Annotated in this window: 11 protein-coding genes; 6 read left to right on the plus strand and 5 right to left on the minus strand. The window is 73.7% G+C overall.

The genetic code is table 11. From position 1 onward, the window contains the following. The first annotated feature begins 518 nt into the window (after nt 1-518). Together IE311_RS15320 and ptsP are read left to right on the plus strand one after the other, a co-directional pair. On the plus strand, nt 519-968 hold the full coding sequence (locus tag IE311_RS15320) for a PTS sugar transporter subunit IIA (protein ID WP_189832232.1): 450 nt from the start codon (nt 519-521) through the stop codon (nt 966-968). Nucleotides 969-1,048: 80 nt separating this feature from the next. Further along, nucleotides 1,049-2,719: a phosphoenolpyruvate--protein phosphotransferase gene (gene ptsP, locus IE311_RS15325; RefSeq protein WP_189832233.1), complete on the plus strand. Its 1,671-nt coding sequence runs from the start codon at nt 1,049-1,051 to the stop codon at nt 2,717-2,719. 71 nt (nt 2,720-2,790) lie between these two features. On the opposite strand, the gene IE311_RS15330 is transcribed toward ptsP, so the two are convergent. Both IE311_RS15330 and IE311_RS15335 read right to left on the minus strand, forming a co-directional pair. Beyond that, entirely contained in the window at nt 2,791-3,690 is a 900-nt protein-coding gene (locus IE311_RS15330; protein WP_189832234.1) for a hypothetical protein, read from the minus strand. 23 nt (nt 3,691-3,713) lie between these two features. Beyond that, nucleotides 3,714-5,006 carry an MFS transporter gene (locus IE311_RS15335; RefSeq protein ID WP_308439811.1) on the minus strand — a complete coding sequence of 431 codons (1,293 nt, stop codon included), beginning with the start codon at nt 5,004-5,006 and terminating at the stop codon, nt 3,714-3,716. Between the two features lie 46 nt (nt 5,007-5,052). Here IE311_RS15335 and IE311_RS15340 point away from each other — a divergent pair, with 46 nt between their 5' ends. After that, nucleotides 5,053-6,372: an aminotransferase class I/II-fold pyridoxal phosphate-dependent enzyme gene (locus IE311_RS15340; protein ID WP_189832235.1), complete on the plus strand. Its 1,320-nt coding sequence runs from the start codon at nt 5,053-5,055 to the stop codon at nt 6,370-6,372. A 99-nt stretch (nt 6,373-6,471) separates the two neighbouring features. On the opposite strand, the gene IE311_RS15345 is transcribed toward IE311_RS15340, so the two are convergent. Next, on the minus strand, nt 6,472-8,100 hold the full coding sequence (locus IE311_RS15345; RefSeq protein ID WP_189832236.1) for a serine protease: 1,629 nt from the start codon (nt 8,098-8,100) through the stop codon (nt 6,472-6,474). Between the two features lie 120 nt (nt 8,101-8,220). Here IE311_RS15345 and IE311_RS15350 point away from each other — a divergent pair, with 120 nt between their 5' ends. Together IE311_RS15350 and IE311_RS15355 are read left to right on the plus strand one after the other, a co-directional pair. Then, on the plus strand, nt 8,221-9,027 hold the full coding sequence (locus IE311_RS15350) for an RNA polymerase sigma factor (RefSeq protein ID WP_189832237.1): 807 nt from the start codon (nt 8,221-8,223) through the stop codon (nt 9,025-9,027). Next, nucleotides 9,024-10,133, plus strand: coding sequence for a CU044_5270 family protein (locus IE311_RS15355; protein WP_189832238.1), 1,110 nt, complete (start codon nt 9,024-9,026; stop codon nt 10,131-10,133). Before IE311_RS15350 ends, IE311_RS15355 begins: the two co-directional genes overlap by 4 nt. A gap of 78 nt (nt 10,134-10,211) precedes the next feature. Here the strand turns inward: IE311_RS15355 and IE311_RS15360 are convergent, their stop codons facing one another. Next, complete coding sequence (locus IE311_RS15360) at nt 10,212-12,182, minus strand: acetoacetate--CoA ligase (RefSeq protein WP_189832239.1); 1,971 nt, start codon at nt 12,180-12,182, stop codon at nt 10,212-10,214. Between the two features lie 215 nt (nt 12,183-12,397). Here IE311_RS15360 and IE311_RS15365 point away from each other — a divergent pair, with 215 nt between their 5' ends. Next, complete coding sequence (locus IE311_RS15365) at nt 12,398-14,899, plus strand: glycoside hydrolase family 31 protein (protein WP_189832240.1); 2,502 nt, start codon at nt 12,398-12,400, stop codon at nt 14,897-14,899. A gap of 184 nt (nt 14,900-15,083) precedes the next feature. Here the strand turns inward: IE311_RS15365 and IE311_RS15370 are convergent, their stop codons facing one another. Beyond that, on the minus strand, nt 15,084-15,644 hold the full coding sequence (locus IE311_RS15370) for an NUDIX domain-containing protein (protein ID WP_189832241.1): 561 nt from the start codon (nt 15,642-15,644) through the stop codon (nt 15,084-15,086). Nucleotides 15,645-15,687: the final 43 nt, after the last annotated feature.

The following is a 15,687-nucleotide window of genomic DNA, read 5'->3' on the forward strand; positions in this document are numbered from 1 at the left end:
ATCTGGCGTTGATTTTTGGCACGCTGTTGAGTTCTCAAGGAACGGACGCTTCCTTTGTACTCACCCTCTCGGGCTTTCCTCCGGGCTTCCCTTCGGTATTTCGTGTTTCCAGCTTAGCAGACCCGATTTCTCGTTTTTGCCACCCGCTGGAGCGGGCTGCTGGGATCGGAATTCGCTTTCGCTTTTCCGTTCCCGGCGGGGTCAAACACTACCAGGCTTTCTCGGTCCCCCTGACCACATCTGCTGCGAGCATGCAGAGGTGTAGACCACTGGGGTTAGGATCTGGCTTGATAGGTGCTGCCGACCCGCGACTCAAGGCCGCGTTGGGGTCAGGCAGGAGTACGACAGTACATCCCACCGTCAGTTGAGGCAAATCGTTTCCGGTAGTCCCTAGCTCCGTCCAACTGGTACGTCTCGTGCGGAACTAGGACTTCTTATGACTTACGCTTCAGAACAGTACGCCGTCCAGGACAGGTAGTGACGGCGCCTACACAATCTCCGCCCCTGGGAGGCTTCCCATGACAACCGTGACGTCGCCGCTTGCTGGACGCGCCATCGGTCTCGCCGCAGTTCCCGATCCGGTCTTCTCCGGTGCGATGGTCGGTCCCGGTACCGCCATCGATCCCGTACGTGAGCCCTCTGAGGCCGTCTCCCCCATCGACGGGGTCATCGTCTCCATGCACCCGCACGCGTTCGTCGTCGTCGACGGCGAGGGCCACGGTGTACTGACCCACCTCGGCATCGACACCGTTCAGCTCAACGGGCAGGGCTTCGAGCTGCTCGTCAACAAGGGTGACACCGTGACGCGCGGACAGGCCGTCGTGCGCTGGGACCCGGCTGCGGTCGAGGCCGCCGGCAAGTCCCCCATCTGTCCCATCGTGGCCCTGGAGGCCACTGCGGACTCGCTCTCCGCCGTCGTCGAGGACGGCGACGTGAAGGCCGGCGACGAGCTCTTCGGCTGGCGCTGAGCCGGTTCGTCCCCGTGACGACCGCGAGTTCGACATTCAACGCGGCGGCAGGTGCCGCCGCTCTATCGGAGACGGGTGAGATGGAGACAACGCTGCGAGGCGTCGGCGTCAGCCACGGTGTGGCGATCGGCGAGGTCCGGCACATGGGCACGGCGGTTCTCGAACCGCCTGCCAAGCAGATCCCGGCGGACGAGGCGGAGCGCGAACAGGGGCGCGCCCGTCAGGCCGTCGAGGCTGTGGCCGCCGACCTCAATGCGCGCGGCAACCTGGCCGGTGGTGAGGCCCAGCACGTGCTGGAGGCCCAGGCGATGATCGCCCAGGACCCGGAGCTCATCGCCGACGTGGACCGCCGGATCGCCGTGGGCAGCACGGCGGAGCGCGGTATCTACGACGCCTTCTCGCACTATCGCGAGCTGCTCGCGGGTGCCGGCGAGTACATGGCCGGACGGGTCGCCGACCTGGACGACGTGCGCAACCGGATCGTCGCGCGTCTGCTCGGTGTGCCGATGCCCGGTGTGCCGGACAGCGACGAGCCGTACGTGCTGATCGCGCGGGACCTGGCGCCCGCCGACACGGCGCTGCTCGACCCGACGCTCGTGCTCGGATTCGTGACCGAGGAGGGCGGGCCCACCAGCCACAGCGCGATTCTCGCGCGGGCGCTGGGTGTGCCGGCCATCGTGGCGCTGCCCGGCGCGGGTGAGATCGCCGAGGGCACGCTCATCGCGGTCGACGGTTCCACCGGCGAGCTCTTCGTGGACCCGAGCGAGGAGAAGAAGACGGAGCTGACCGAGGCCGCCGCCGCGCGCCGGGCCGCGCTGGCCACGTCCAGTGGTCCGGGCGCGACCTCGGACGGGCACAAGGTGCCGCTGCTCGCCAATGTCGGCGGGCCGGCGGACGTACCTGCGGCGGTCGAGGCCGGTGCGGAGGGTGTCGGTCTCTTCCGTACGGAGTTCCTCTTCCTGGACGACAGCGAGAAGGCTCCGTCCGAGGAGAAGCAGGTCGAGGCCTACCGCAAGGTGCTGGAGGCCTTCCCCGAGGGCCGTGTGGTCGTGCGGGTGCTCGACGCCGGTGCCGACAAGCCGCTGGACTTCCTGACTCCGGCCGACGAGCCCAACCCGGCGCTCGGTGTGCGGGGTCTGCGGTCGCTGCTCGACCACCCGGAGGTGCTGCGGACGCAGCTGACCGCGCTCGCGAAGGCGGCCGAGGGTCTGCCCGTGTACCTCGAGGTCATGGCGCCGATGGTGGCGGACCGTACGGACGCGAAGGCCTTCGCCGACGCGTGCCGTGAGGCGGGGCTGCGGGCGAAGTTCGGTGCGATGGTCGAGATTCCCTCGGCCGCGCTGCGGGCCCGCTCGATCCTGCAGGAGGTCGAGTTCCTGTCGCTCGGTACCAACGACCTGGCGCAGTACACCTTCGCGGCCGACCGTCAGGTCGGCGCGGTGTCCCGGCTCCAGGACCCGTGGCAGCCGGCGCTGCTCGACCTGGTGGCGCTGTCCGCCGAGGCGGCCAAGGCCGAGGGCAAGAGCTGTGGTGTCTGTGGCGAGGCCGCCGCCGATCCGCTGCTCGCGTGTGTGCTGACGGGTCTGGGTGTCACCTCCCTCTCCATGGGTGCGGCGTCCATTCCCTATGTGCGGGCGACGCTGGCCAAGTACACGCTGGCGCAGTGCGAGCGGGCCGCTGCCGCGGCGCGTGCCGCCGACACGGCGCACGAGGCGCGCGTGGCCGCTCAGGCGGTGCTGTCCGGGGAGTGATTCCCGGCCGTGCTCGCCGAAGGGGCTTTCCGTCATCTGTGTGACGGGGAGCCCCTTCGGCGTGTCCGGGGTCAGTGGTGGGTGGTCCAGTCGTCGTCGGGGTCCGGGGCGAGGGGGAAGCCCGCGCGGTGGTCGACGCCGGGTTCCGGGGAGACGGGTTCTCCGGTGGTGGCGTCGGTGCAGTAGGCGGCGAAGACCTCGGCCTCGGTGAGCGGGACGAGGGTGCCGCCGGTGAGGCGCCAGCCGTGGAGTCGGTCGCGGTCGCCCGGGGTGGTGGTGCGCAGGACGATTCCACCGGGGGCGCCGAGGGCGATGCCGGCGGCCAGGACCGCGGTGAATTCCGCGGCCGCCGCGTCGTCGACGGCGGCGGGCCGCCTGGTGCCGTGGGCGTGGAGGACCGCGAGGAGCTGGTCCTCGGCGGCCCGGACGCTGCAGACGAGGTGGTGCGTGCCGGGGCCCGCGGCGTCGAGCAGTCGGGCGAGGAGTCGGGCGGCCCGCGCGAAGGCGGCCTCGCCGATGTCCTTGCCGCAGGTGGCGCAGTCGCCCGCGGTGGCGAGGACGGTGGTGGCGTACTCCCAGGTCGCGTGGCGGACGGCGGTGTCGACGAGCTCGGGGAGCAGGGCGCTGAGGGGCTGCCCGGTATACGTGACCCGGGCGCCGGTGGCGGCGAGGTGGGCGGTGAATCGGCTGCGGCTGGCGGGGTGGTCGGCGTCGATGGCGGTCTCGGCGCAGTAGACCGCGTACTCCTCGGGGTCGAAGAGGGTGACGGTGGTGTGGCCGCCCTGTCCCGCGAGGGTCCTGAGGAGGCCTTCGACCTGCCTGAGGTAGGTGGTGTGGTCGTCGAAGGCGAAGGTCCGGTACCGGCGCATGGCCGTGAAGTCGTGCTCGTCGGCGAGGAGGCCGACGGTGCTGGGGACTTCGCGGCGCAGGGCGCGTCGGAGATGTGCGTGGTTCGTGCCGGTCCGTGTCATGTCTCCCCCTGGTGACGGTCCGATCAGTGCTCACTCACCGTAACCTTCGGCACTGACAGTGACGTCGTGGGGAGGCGTCGGCGGACGAGGCTGTTCTGGGCGGCGCTGGTGGCGACGAGGGCCGCGCCGAGAACCGGCCAGGCCAGGGGGCCCGCGGAGACGAGGCCGGTCATGAGGAGGGGGCCGACGAAGCGCTGGGTGGACTGGGCGAGACCGTGGACGCCGAGGTAGGCGCCCTGGGCGTCGTCGGGGGCCAGGGCGACCGAGATCTCCCAGGACGCGATCGTGTGGATCATCTCGGCGAACGTCAGGACGACGGCCGCGGTGATCAGGGCGGCGATGGAGAGGGTCCGGCCGCCGAGGGCGGAGACGGCGAGGGCGAGCGTGCCGACGGCGAAGAGTCCGGCGAGGGGGGCGAGCAGGCGGCGGGCGGCTTCGGTGGTGGAGCCGAAGCGCGAGAGCGGGACCTGGAAGATCACGACGAGGGCGCTGTTGGCGACCATCAGGAGCGGGGCGAGGCCGACGGGGGCGTCGGTGGCGTGGACGATCCAGAGCGGGAGGGCGACCTGGAGGATCGAGTCGTGGAGGAAGAAGACCGAATCCGCCGCGGTGAAGCCGAGGAAGCCGCGGTCGCGCCAGGGGTTGGAGGGCTTCGCGGTGGGGGCCGGATCGGTCGAGGAGGCGGCGATCCGGGAGGCGGGGGTGGGCGGTTCGGCGCAGCGGAGGGTGAGTGCGGCCATCACCAGGTACGAGAGGGCGTCCCCGACGAGGAGGAGATGGAAGGCGGTGGTGGTGCCGACGGCGAGGGCGGCCGCGGCGCCGAGGCCGCCGAGGGTCCAGCCGATGTTGGAGGTGGTGCGGTTGATGGCCTGGTAGCGGATGCGGTCGGGGCCGGCGATCCGGGCGGCGTAGAGCTTGGTGAGGACGTTGGTCGCGCGGTCGGGGAGGGCGCCGACGGCGGAGAAGAGGACCAGCAGCGGGTAGTCGTCGGTGGTGAGGAGGGCGAGGAGGGCCGCGGCGCGCAGCAGTTGGGTGCAGATGATGACGCGGACGAGGGGGAAGCGGTCGGCGAGTCGCCCTCCGAGGGGGGCGCCCGCGATGCCGGCGGCGCCCGAGACGGCGATGAGGAGTCCGACCTGTCCGAGGCCGAGGCCGGTGACGTAGGTGAAGTAGAGGGCCATGGCCGTGGACCAGAGTCCGGTGCCGCACTTGTCGATGAAGCCGATGACGAGCATGCGGCGGCCGTCGGCGCCGCCCGGGACGCGGTTCCTGAGGGCTGTTCGGGCGGAGCGGGTGGAGCGGGTGGAGCGGCTCATGGGGTCCCCCTTGCCAACTGCTTTGTATTGATACATACTTGATTACGTGGCAGCACAATATGCGATCGAAGGCACGACGGCCAAGGGGATTGCCGCGTCCGTGGAGCGGGGCGTCTCCGAGGGCGGACTCGCCCCGGGAGACGCGCTGCCGCCCGTGCGGCGGCTCGCCGACGCGCTGGGGGTGAGTCCCGGGACGGTCGCGACGGCCTACAAGGAGTTGCGGCAGCGGGGGCTGATCGTCACGCGGGGCCGGGGCGGAACGGTCGTCGCGGACGTTCCGTCGGTGGCCTCCCGGCGACCGCCGCGGGTGCCGGACGGCCTGGTGGACCTGGCGGGCGGGCATCCCGACCCGGCCTTCCTCCCCGTACTGCGCCCTCCGTCGGCGGTCACCCCGGTGTACGGGTCCCATCGCGCCGCGCCACGGCTCGCGGTGCTCGAGGAGATGACCCGTCAGTGGTTCGCGCGGGACGGAGTACCGGCGCGGCACGTGACGTTCGCGCACGGGGCACTCGACTGCATCGCGCGGCTCCTCTCCACGGAGCTGCGGCCCGGTGACGCGGTGGCCGTGGAGGATCCCGGCTTCCACCATCTGCTCGACCTGGTGCCCGCGTTGGGGTTCCGGACGGTTCCGGTGGCCGTGGACGGCGAGGGGCTCGTACCGGAGTCGCTGCGCACGGCGCTCCGGGGCGGGGTGCGCGCGGTGGTGTGCAGTCCACGGGGCCAGTCCCCCACCGGGGCGTTCTTCACCCGGACGCGGCGGGACGAACTGGTGGCGGTGCTCCGGGAGTTCCCCGAGGTCCTCGTCGTCGAGGACGACCACAACGCGGAGGTCGGCGGGGCGGCGGCGTACACGCTCGCGGCGGCCGGGCTCGACCGGTGGGCACAGGTGCGGACCGCGTCGAAGCACCTCGGGATCGATCTGCGGTGGGCCGGGGTCGCCTGCGACGCGGTGACCCTCGCCCGGCACGACGGGCGGATGCTGATGACCTCGGGCTGGGTCAGTCATGTCCTCCAGGAGATGGTGGCCGGCCTGTTCGGTGACGGGGCGGTCCGTGAGCTCGTGGCGGCGGGCGAGACGGCGTACGCCGAGCGGCGTACGGCCCTGATCGACGCGCTCGCGAGCCACCGGATCCGGGCGGTCGGGGCGAGCGGGCTGAACGTGTGGGTGCCGGTGCGGGACGAGTCGGCGGCCGTCAACGGCCTGCGGACGCACGGTTGGTGGGTCGCCGCGGGGGCGCGGTTCCGGATCGCGGCGCCGCCGGCCGTGCGGATCACGACGGCGACGCTCGCGCCCGCAGAGGCCCGGCGCCTCGCGGCGGACTTCGCGGATGTGCTGGGCGACGCGCAGGCGACGTACGGGGGATGACGCACGCCGGACAGCACCGGGCGCTCCGGGGAAGGGTCTCCCCCTCCCCGGAGCGTCCGGTGTCGCCGCGCCCCGGTCGGAGCCGGGGGCGGCGGTGGTTCATCGGGTCCGGTAGGCGTGCCTCAGGGTCTGGGTCAGGGTGTTGCCCCGGGTGTCGGTGAGTTCGGCGCGGAGCGAGACGGACCGGCCGGGGCCGGGGGTGCGGAAGGCGGCCCGGCCGTCGACGACGGGGACGCGGGTCCAGGTGGCGCCGTTGTCGGCCGACATCGACACCGTGAGCGACCGGACTCCGGTCTCGGCGGCGGCCCCCTGGACGGTGACCGGTACGCGAACGGGGACACCCGCCGGGGCGGTGCCGCCGAGGTCGAGGTCGGGGGCGAAGCGGACGACGCTGAGGGGCAGGGCGGCGGGCCGGGACGCGGCGGCCGAGGTGAAGGTCCAGGCCGCGGTGACACGCCCGCCCGCCTCGGCGCCGTCGCCTCGGGTCGCCGTGGCGGTGAGCCGGTACGAGGCCGGTCCGGGGGTGGTGGTGAACGTGGCACGGCCGGGGTCGCCCTGCCGGGTGCCGATCAGGACCCCGTCACGGTGGAGCGTCGTGGTGGCGCCGTGGAAGCGGGGCGCGCCGGGTGCGTGGCCGTCGCCGTCGGCGAGCAGCGGAAGATCGAGGGCGAGGGTGTCGCCGTCACGGACGCCGGCCGGGCGGGCACCGGGGGCACCGTCGAGCGCGGGACCGAAGACGGCGTTGTCGAAGGTGTGGGTGGTGGTGGCGCCCGCGCGGACCGGGAAGGCGTGCGCGGAGTAGCGGTTGGGAGGGGTCTCGGGTGCGGCGGGGCCGGTGTAGTCGACGTCCCACAGACCTCGTTCCGGGGTCACGAGCACGGTGGCTGTACCGGGCGCGCGCAGGGGCTGGACGAGCCCGATGGTGGGGCCCGCGCTGGGCTGGATCGAGACGAACCCCGTTCCGGTCGTGCCCTCCGGGGCGGCCGCGCGGATCTTGACGGTGGCCAGTGAGGCGGCCGCCGGGTGACGGACGAGGCCGGTCAGGGCGCGGTCCGCGGTGAAGGTGTAGCCGAGGGCGTAGTCGTTGCTCGCGCCGGACCAGTAGGTGTCGATCCATTCCCTGACCGAGCCGGACTCGCCGTCGGGGCCGAGGTGGGCGACGCGCAGGCCCGGGCTCGACGTCATGATGTTCGCGGAGCGGGTCGTCCCCTCGTGGGTGACCTCGACGAACCCGAGACTGTTCAGGTGACGCGCGCCCGGCTCCGGCGGACGGACGTCCACCGGGGCGGTCGTGCGGGCGTCGACGGTGACGGTCGTGTCGCGGTTCAGGTCCAGCCGGGGCTGGACGATCCAGTCGGTGCCGGTGGCCCCGGCGGCCCCGCTCAGGGTGGAGTCGAGCAGATAACGACCCTTGGGCAGCCGCACGGTCACCGTGCCGGACTCGTCGTAGGGCGTGGCCTCCTCCGAGGCGCCGGGGCCGGAGATGCCGGTGACGTGGGTCAGGTAACCGCCGGTGGTGGCTCCCGCCCGGTCGAGATGACGGATGGTCAGGGTGTACGTCTCGGGTGCGCCGTTCCCGGCCGCGGCCGGGGAAAGGGTCGCCAGGGAGGTCCCGGCGAGGACGCCGGCGAGGGCCAGCGAGCGCAGGACCGCGCGGCGGCTCGTGCCGGGGGCCGTGCGGCGACGTGCGTCCGGGGCGGTGTCGTGACGTGGTGCGGAATCGTTCATGCCAGGCACTGCTCACGGCAGCCGTCGCGTTCCGGTGACCTGGGTCACAGGTGGCGCGGTGTGGTGCGGGTCACGGGAACCCGGACGAACCGGCGCCCAGTGCCAGATGTGGAATCACCTATGAGAGATCGTTTCCGGTCCGGAGACCCCTCCGCGCTCGGCGAGGCGTACGACGAGCACGCACGCGTGCTGTATCACTACGCCTTCCGGGTGTGCGGGGACCGGACGGCGGCCGAGGACGTCGTCTCCGCCGCCTTCCTGGAGGCCTGGCGCTGTCGCGGGAAGGTGCACAGCGACGGCGGGAGTCTCCGCCCCTGGCTGCTGGGCATCGCGACCAACATCATGCGGGGCGCCGCGCGTGAGGCGCGGCGGCGGGACGCGGCCCTTGCCCGGATGCCCGAGCGCGGCGTCCTGCCGGACTTCGCCGACGACGTCCTCGCGCGGATGACGGACGGGGAGCAGATACGGGCCGCCCGGGCCGCCCTCGGGAAGCTCCGCAGGCGTGAGCGCGAGGTCTTCACGCTCGTGGTGTGGGCCGGACTCGACTACGCCGCCGCAGGGGAGGCGCTGGGCGTTCCGGTCGGGACGGTCCGGTCCCGGCTCTCGCGGGCGCGTGAACGACTGCGGAAGCTCGCCGACGCCGAACTGCGAACGGCGCGCCGGGAGGAGCGGGCGGCTGTCGCCGCGGTGCGGTCGCCCTCCCGGGCGGTGGTGCCGGAAACGGGGCGGGCCTCCGTCGGCCGTGCCCCGGTCCGTGCCCGTACGCACGCCGGAAGCATTGGGGAACGAAGCCCCGGGGAACCGGACCCCGCGGTGCCGAGCGCCCCGGAACGAAGCAGCGCGCTTCCCGTCGCCGGAGCCGTGTCCGCCCGGTCCACCGTCCGTCCCGCACCCGTGCCCCGATCGATCCCGGAGAACCAGGCATGAACGCCCACGCCCCCCGCACGCCGCACCGGCACGCCCACTCCGACGAGGTGCTGCGCGCCGAGCTCGCCGAACTGCTGCCCCCGCCGCCGGTGCCCGAGCTCGCGCCCGAACGGGACCGCGACCTGCGGCACACCGTCATGAGGACCGCCCTCGCCTCCGAGGGCGACGCGGTCGCCCCTCCGCCCCGTGCGCGCCGGGGACGCGCCGGGCTGCGCCTCGGCTGGATCGCCGCGCCGGTCGCCGCCTGCGCGGTCGTGGCCGGTGTCGCCGTGTTCGCGCCCCGGGACACGCCTGCCGGATCCCCGGGCACGGGACGTACCTCGGCCGGTCAGCCGGCGTCGACCGGAGCCGTGCAGGTGCTGACCCGGGCGGCGCTCGCCGCCGCCGCAGCACCCGCGCCCGACGCCCGGCCCGAGGGATACGTCTATGTGAAGAGCCTCGTGGCCCATGCCGGGCGCGACGCTTCCGGCGGCTCCGCGACGCTGCCGCCCGCCCACCAGCGCGAGGTGTGGCTCTCGGCCGACGGCAGCCGCCCCGGTCTGTTGCGTGAGCCCGGCTCCGCCGACACCCCGCTCGGTGCGCCGCTGCCCGTGTACGAGCTGGACCACCGGGGGGCCACGCCGCGGAAGTCCGCCCTCGGCGCGGAGCCGCCCTCCGTCATGAACCCCACCCACGCGTACGTGGCGACGCTTCCGACGGACCCGGAGGCGCTCCTGCGCCTGATCCGGGCCGAGACCCGTCGGGCCGGGACCGACCCGGACCAGCGGGCGTTCACCGCGATCGGGACCCTGCTCGCCGAGACCTGGGCTCCCCCGAAGGTGACCGCCGCCCTCTACGAGGCCGCGGCGCGGATCCCGGGGGTCACCGTGCTGCCGTCCGCGAAGGACGCGGCCGGCCGCGAGGGCGTCGCCGTCGCCCGTACGGCGCACGGCGAGCAGACGCAGTGGATCTTCGACCGTACGACGTCGGCGTTCCTCGGGGAGCGCACGGTGCTCACCGGGACGACGTCGGCCGGGCGCGCGGGCACGGTCCTCGGGGTGTCGGCGGTGCTCGCCAAGGCAGGCGTCGGCGCCCCCGGCGAAGTGCCGGGGACGCCGAGGGCGTAGCGGGCGCGGAGCCCGCCGCCGCAGGGGCGCGTCGCGTCGTGGCGAGGCGCGACGCGTCGGTCAGGCTCGGCGCGTCGGTCAGGCTCGGCGGGCGGCCGCCAGGGACTCGTAGAAGTGAAGGAGGCCGAGGTCGTCGACCGAGCCGGCGTTGACGGCCTTGGCCAGGGGGGTGCCCTGGAGGAGGCGCTTGACCGGGACCTCGATGCGCTTGCCCGTGAGGGTGTGCGGGACGCCGGGGACCTCGATGATCTCGTCGGGGACGTGGCGCGGGGAGAGCTCGGTGCGGATCGTCCGCTTGATGCGGGCGATCAGCTCCTCGTCGAGGGTCGCCCCGTCGACGAGGTGCACGAAGAGCGGCATCCAGTAGCCGCCGTCCGGCTCCTCCAGGCCGATCACGAGGGACTCCCGGATCTCCGGGAGGCGCTCGACGGCCTCATAGATGTCGGCGCTCCCCATCCGCACGCCCTGGCGGTTCAGGGTGGAGTCGGAGCGGCCGTGGATGACGACCGAGCCGTGGTCGGTGATCGTGATCCAGTCGCCGTGGCGCCAGGCTCCCGGGAACATCTCGAAGTAGCTGTCGCGGTAGCGGCTGCCGTCGGGGTCGTTCCAGAAGTGGATCGGCATGGACGGCATGGGGTTGGTGACGACGAGTTCGCCCACCTCGCCGATCAGCGGCTTGCCGGAGGGGTCCCACGCCTGGAGGTCGGTACCGAGGCCCGCCGCCTGAAGCTCCCCGATGTGGACCGGGAGGGTGGGAACGGCCCCCGCGAAGCAGGAGCACACATCGGTGCCGCCGCTGACGGAGGCGATCCACAGGTTCTCGCGGACCTCGTCGTGGAGCCAGCGGAATCCGTCGGGCGGAAGCGGGGAGCCGGTGGTGGCGACGCACTTCACCGACGAGAGGTCGAAGTCCCGGCCCGGGTGCACGTCCGCCTTGGCACAGGCCATCACATACGCGGCCGAGGTGCCGTACAGCGTGGCGCGGGTGCGCTCGGCGACGCGCCACTGGGCGGCGGTGTCCGGATACCCGGGACTTCCGTCGTAGAGGACGACCGTCGTGCCGGTGAGCAGGCCGGAGACGAGGAAGTTCCACATCATCCAGCCGGTGGAGGTGTACCAGAAGAACACGTCCTCGGGCCCGAGGTCGCAGTGCAGGCCCAGCTGCTTGACGTGCTCGACGAGGATGCCGCCCTGGGACTGGACGATCGCCTTCGGCAGACCGGTCGTGCCGGAGGAGTACAGGACCCACAGCGGGTGCGAGAACGGGACCTGCTCGTAGACCGGCTCGATGTCGGCGGCGACGAGGTCGGCCCAGTCGAGGGTGCCCTCGGGCGCCGGGGTGCCGAGCAGCGGGATGTGGACGACCGCCCGGAGGGTGGGGAGCTCGGCGCGCAGTTCGGCCACGGTGTCGCGGCGGTCGTGCTCCTTGCCGCCGTAGCGGTAGCCGTCGACGGTGAAGAGGACCACGGGCTCGACCTGCTGGAAGCGGTCGAGGACGCTGCGGGCGCCGAAGTCGGGGGCGCAGGAGGTCCACACGCCGCCGACGGCCGCGGTGGCGAGGAGGGCCACGACGGACTGCGGGACGTTGGGCAGGTAGCCGCTGATCCGGTCGCCCGGCCGGACACCGAGGGCGCGGAGTTCGGCGGCGAGGGAGCCGACCTGGCGGCGAAGCTCGCCCCAGGCGATCGGCGTGGGCTCATGTGTTTCGTCCACATGGAGCAAGGCCGTGTCATGGGGGCGCTCGTCGGCGGCGCGCAGGGCGTGCTCGGCGTAGTTGAGGGTGGCTCCGGGGAACCAGTCGGCGCCGGGCATCGAGCGGTCGCCGAGGACGCGCTCGTACGGGGTGGAGAAGCGGATGTCGAACCACTCGACGACCGCCTGCCAGAAGGCCTCGAGCTCGTCGACCGACCAGCGGTGGAGCGCCGGGTACCCGCCGTCCGCCGGGGCGCCGTGGTGTTCGGCGGCCCAGTTCTGGAACCGGGTGACGGCGGCCGTGGCGATGCGGTCCTCGTCCGGCTGCCAGAGCGGCTCGGTCTGCGCTGATGTCATTGGGGCGGCTCCCTGGCTGTACGCGGGGTCGGCGTGTGTCCCGCGCACGTGCTGGGGTGTGCGCGTGACGCGGCTGACAGGACGATGCCATGTGATCGTCATTCGCACCAGGGCTGACCGCCCATGGTCCGGGAGTTGAATATGTGCTCCCACCACGGGTGAACGGCAGTTGAACGGAGCTTGTTCCGCCCCTGGTGGGTGGCAGGGTGAGCCGCATGGACGGTCGTGAACTGGTGCGCTCGATGAAGGCGTTCGGCTCGGTGCAGGGATTGCGGACGGTACGGGCGGCGTGGCGGCAGCGCCGTACGGACGCGTGGGGGCTGCCGCCGAGGGGAGCGGAGCGGGCCCGCGTACCGGGGCATGCGACGGGGGCGGAGTCGACGCCCGGTGGGGGGACCGTCCGGTTCGCCCGCTCCTCGTTGCGGATCGTCGTGTCGGCCGGCGGGACCGTGTTCTGGGGGTGGGACGGCGCCGAGCCGCTTCCTTCGTACGCACTGGCGGGCGAAGCGCCCGAGCCGGACCCTCGGGCCTCCCTGGAGCCGGACACGGACGGCGGCTGGCGGATCGTGTCCGAGCGGGTGACGGTGGCGGTCTCCCGGCACGGGGCGGTGGAGATCCGGACCCCGGGCGGGGTGATGCTGCGCCGGGACCTGCCGCCGCGCTGGTGGGAGCCGGTGGCGGAGGCGGGCGCCGCCGAGGCGGGCGTGGCCTCGGCTGACGTGGCCGAGTCTGACGCTGCCGTGGCGGGCGCTGCCGTGGCGGGCCGGGAAGCGGGTGGGGAGGCGGGCGCGGTGGCCGGCGGGCGGCCGGGCAGGGATGCGGCCGGTGGCCGGCGGAGCGGGGCGCGGTGGGTGCAGCGCAGTGAGGTCCCGGCCGACGCGCGGTTCTTCGGGCTCGGCGGGCGCTCGACGGGACCGCGGCTGCGGGACGGCTCGTACCGGCTGTGGAACACCGACCCCAAGGGGAGGTTCGGGCCCGGGGACGACCCCCTCTACCTCACCATGCCCGTGCAGTTCGTCGTCTCGGACGCCGGGACGCACCTGGCCTTCCACGACAACTCCTGGGACGGCCGGGTCACCCTGGCCGAGGGCGAGGAGGGCGCGGGCTCGGGGCACGACCGGCCGGGTGCCAGCGAGGTCCGGATGGACGGCGGGCCGCTGCGCTGCTGGGTGGTCGTCGGGACCCCCGCGCGCGTCCTGCACGGCTGGGCGGCGCTCACCGGCCCACCCGCGCTGCCGCCCGACTGGGCGCTGGGGCCGCAGCACGCGCGCTGGGGGTTCGGCAGCGCGCGGGAGGTCCGGCGGATCGTGGCCGGATACCGGGAGCGTGGCCTTCCGCTGTCCGCCGTCCACCTGGACATCGACCACTACGACGGCCACCGGGTGTTCACCGTCGACCGCGAGCGGTTCCCCGACCTTCCGGGGCTCGCGGCGGAGTTGCGCGAACAGGGCGTGCGGCTCGTGTCGATCGTGGACCCGGCGGTGAAGGCCGAACCGGGGAACGCGGTGTACGACAGCGGGCGGGCGGCGGGGGCCTTCGTCCGGGACGCCCGGGGCGACGAGGTGCACGGGGTGGTGTGGCCGGGCGAGTGCGCCTTTCCGGACTTCACGGATCCCGCCGTGCGGAAGTGGTGGGGCGATCTGTACGAGGAGCGGGTCCGGCAGGGCTTCTCCGGCGTGTGGCACGACATGAACGAGCCGGTGTCCTTCGCCCCCTTCGGCGATGCGACGCTGCCCCGGTCGGCACGGCACGACCTGGACGGCCGGGGCGGCGACCACCGCGAGGCGCACAACGTGTACGGGCTCACGATGGCGCGGGCCGGGTACGAGGGACTGCGCCGGCTGCGGCCCGACGAGCGGCCCTTCCTCTTCTCGCGTTCGGGCTGGGCGGGGATGCAGCGGTACGGAGGCACCTGGTCGGGCGATGTGTCGACGGGATGGCCGGGGCTGCGGGCCTCGCTCGCCCTGGTCCTGGGGCTGGGCCTGTGCGGGGTGCCGTACTCGGGGCCCGATGTGGGCGGTTTCGACGGCAGCCCGACGCCGGAGCTGTTCCTGCGCTGGTACCAGCTGGGGGCGTGGCTGCCGCTGTTCCGTACGCACGCGGCGATCGACGCGGGGCGACGCGAGCCCTGGGAGTTCGGTCCGGAGGTCCTGGAGCACGCGCGCGTGGCCCTGGCCGAGCGGGAACGCATGCGGCCGTACTTCACGACCCTGGCCCGGCTCGCCCGGATGACGGGGGCTCCGTACGTACGCCCGGTGTGGTGGGGGACGCCCGAGGACCGGGTGCTGCGGGACTGCGACGACGCGTTCCTGCTGGGCGACGCGCTGCTCGTCGCGCCGGTTCTGACCCGGGGCGCCGACTCGCGCGCGGTACGGCTGCCGCGGGGGCGCTGGTACGACACCGCGACCGAGCGGGCCTACGAGGGCCCCGGCCAGGTGCTGCTCGACGCGCCGCTCTCCCGGCTCCCGGTCCTGGCGCGGGCGGGGGCGGTGCTCCCGGTGCGCGGCGAGGACGGCGAGCCGGCCCTGGAGGTGTGGGCGCCCGCCGCGGGGAGGACGGGCGGGGGTCTGGTCGTGCGGGACACGGGGGACGGCTGGGAGCCGGCCGAGATCGAGCGGTATCAGTCGCGGCTCGTGGACGGGCGGGTGGTCGTGGAGCGGGTGACGGACGAGGGAGTGGAGGAGGTCGGGCTGCCGGTGCGGGTGCGGGGGCTCTAGCGAGGCGGGTGCGGGAGCTTTGGCGAGGCGGCGGAGGCGGGGGCTTCGGCGAGTGGGTGCGGGGACGGGGGATCCGGAGAAGCGAGGGCTCCCGCGGATCCTGCGGGCCCCTCGTCCCCGGCCGGCGCGCGCCCGCGCCCGGAGTGCGGCGCCTCCCGGTGCCGCCCGTGCCGCCGCCGGGTCCTCAGCCGTACGCCCCCGCGAACCACTTCCGTACCGCCTCCGTGTGGAGCGGGAAGGCCAGCTCCTCCGGTGCGCGGAGCACATGGTGGCCGCTCGTCTCGTTCGTCGGGGCCGAGGGCGGCAGCTCGGTCGCCGGGCGGGTGGGGAGGAGGCCGAAGAGGAGGAGGTGGCCCGCCGGGGAGCTCATCGCGTCGGCGAGGCCCACCTCCTCGGCCGAGGCCACGATCCCGGTCTCCTCACGCAGTTCACGGGCGACGGCGGCGCGCCAGTCCTCGCCGTGGTCGATGAAGCCGCCGGGCAGGGCGACCCCGCCCCGCGCGGGCTCGATGGTGCGGGTGATGACGACGAGGCCCGTCCCCTCCCCGTCCGTGACGGGGAGCAGCGCGACGGCGACGGGCAGCGGGTTGCGGTACGCGGTGTGGCCGCAGGCCGGGCAGGTGCGGGGCCAGCCGGCGTCGGCCGGGTGGGCGGCGCCGCAGGCGGTGCAGTGGCCGGTGCCGCGGGACGGGCCTTGGGAGACGGCGTACGAGGTGCCTTGGGGAGTGCCTTGGGAGTCCTTCACCGGCCGACCGTACGCGATCACCCTTTCCCGGCGCTGCCGGAAC

It is taken from the genome of Streptomyces zaomyceticus, from assembly GCF_014656215.1.
In the GTDB taxonomy this organism is placed as follows: Bacteria; Actinomycetota; Actinomycetes; order Streptomycetales; family Streptomycetaceae; genus Streptomyces; species Streptomyces zaomyceticus.

Bases quoted from the DNA above. Each gene is read 5' to 3' on its own strand.
- IE311_RS15320 (WP_189832232.1), top strand. From the start codon at position 519: ATGACAACCGTGACGTCGCCGCTTGCTGGACGCGCCATCGGTCTCGCC.
- ptsP (WP_189832233.1), top strand. From the start codon at position 1,049: ATGGAGACAACGCTGCGAGGCGTCGGCGTCAGCCACGGTGTGGCGATC.
- IE311_RS15330 (WP_189832234.1), bottom strand. From the start codon at position 3,690: ATGACACGGACCGGCACGAACCACGCACATCTCCGACGCGCCCTGCGC.
- IE311_RS15335 (WP_308439811.1), bottom strand. From the start codon at position 5,006: ATGAGCCGCTCCACCCGCTCCACCCGCTCCGCCCGAACAGCCCTCAGG.
- IE311_RS15345 (WP_189832236.1), bottom strand. From the start codon at position 8,100: ATGAACGATTCCGCACCACGTCACGACACCGCCCCGGACGCACGTCGC.
- IE311_RS15350 (WP_189832237.1), top strand. From the start codon at position 8,221: ATGAGAGATCGTTTCCGGTCCGGAGACCCCTCCGCGCTCGGCGAGGCG.
- IE311_RS15355 (WP_189832238.1), top strand. From the start codon at position 9,024: ATGAACGCCCACGCCCCCCGCACGCCGCACCGGCACGCCCACTCCGAC.
- IE311_RS15360 (WP_189832239.1), bottom strand. From the start codon at position 12,182: ATGACATCAGCGCAGACCGAGCCGCTCTGGCAGCCGGACGAGGACCGC.
- IE311_RS15365 (WP_189832240.1), top strand. From the start codon at position 12,398: ATGGACGGTCGTGAACTGGTGCGCTCGATGAAGGCGTTCGGCTCGGTG.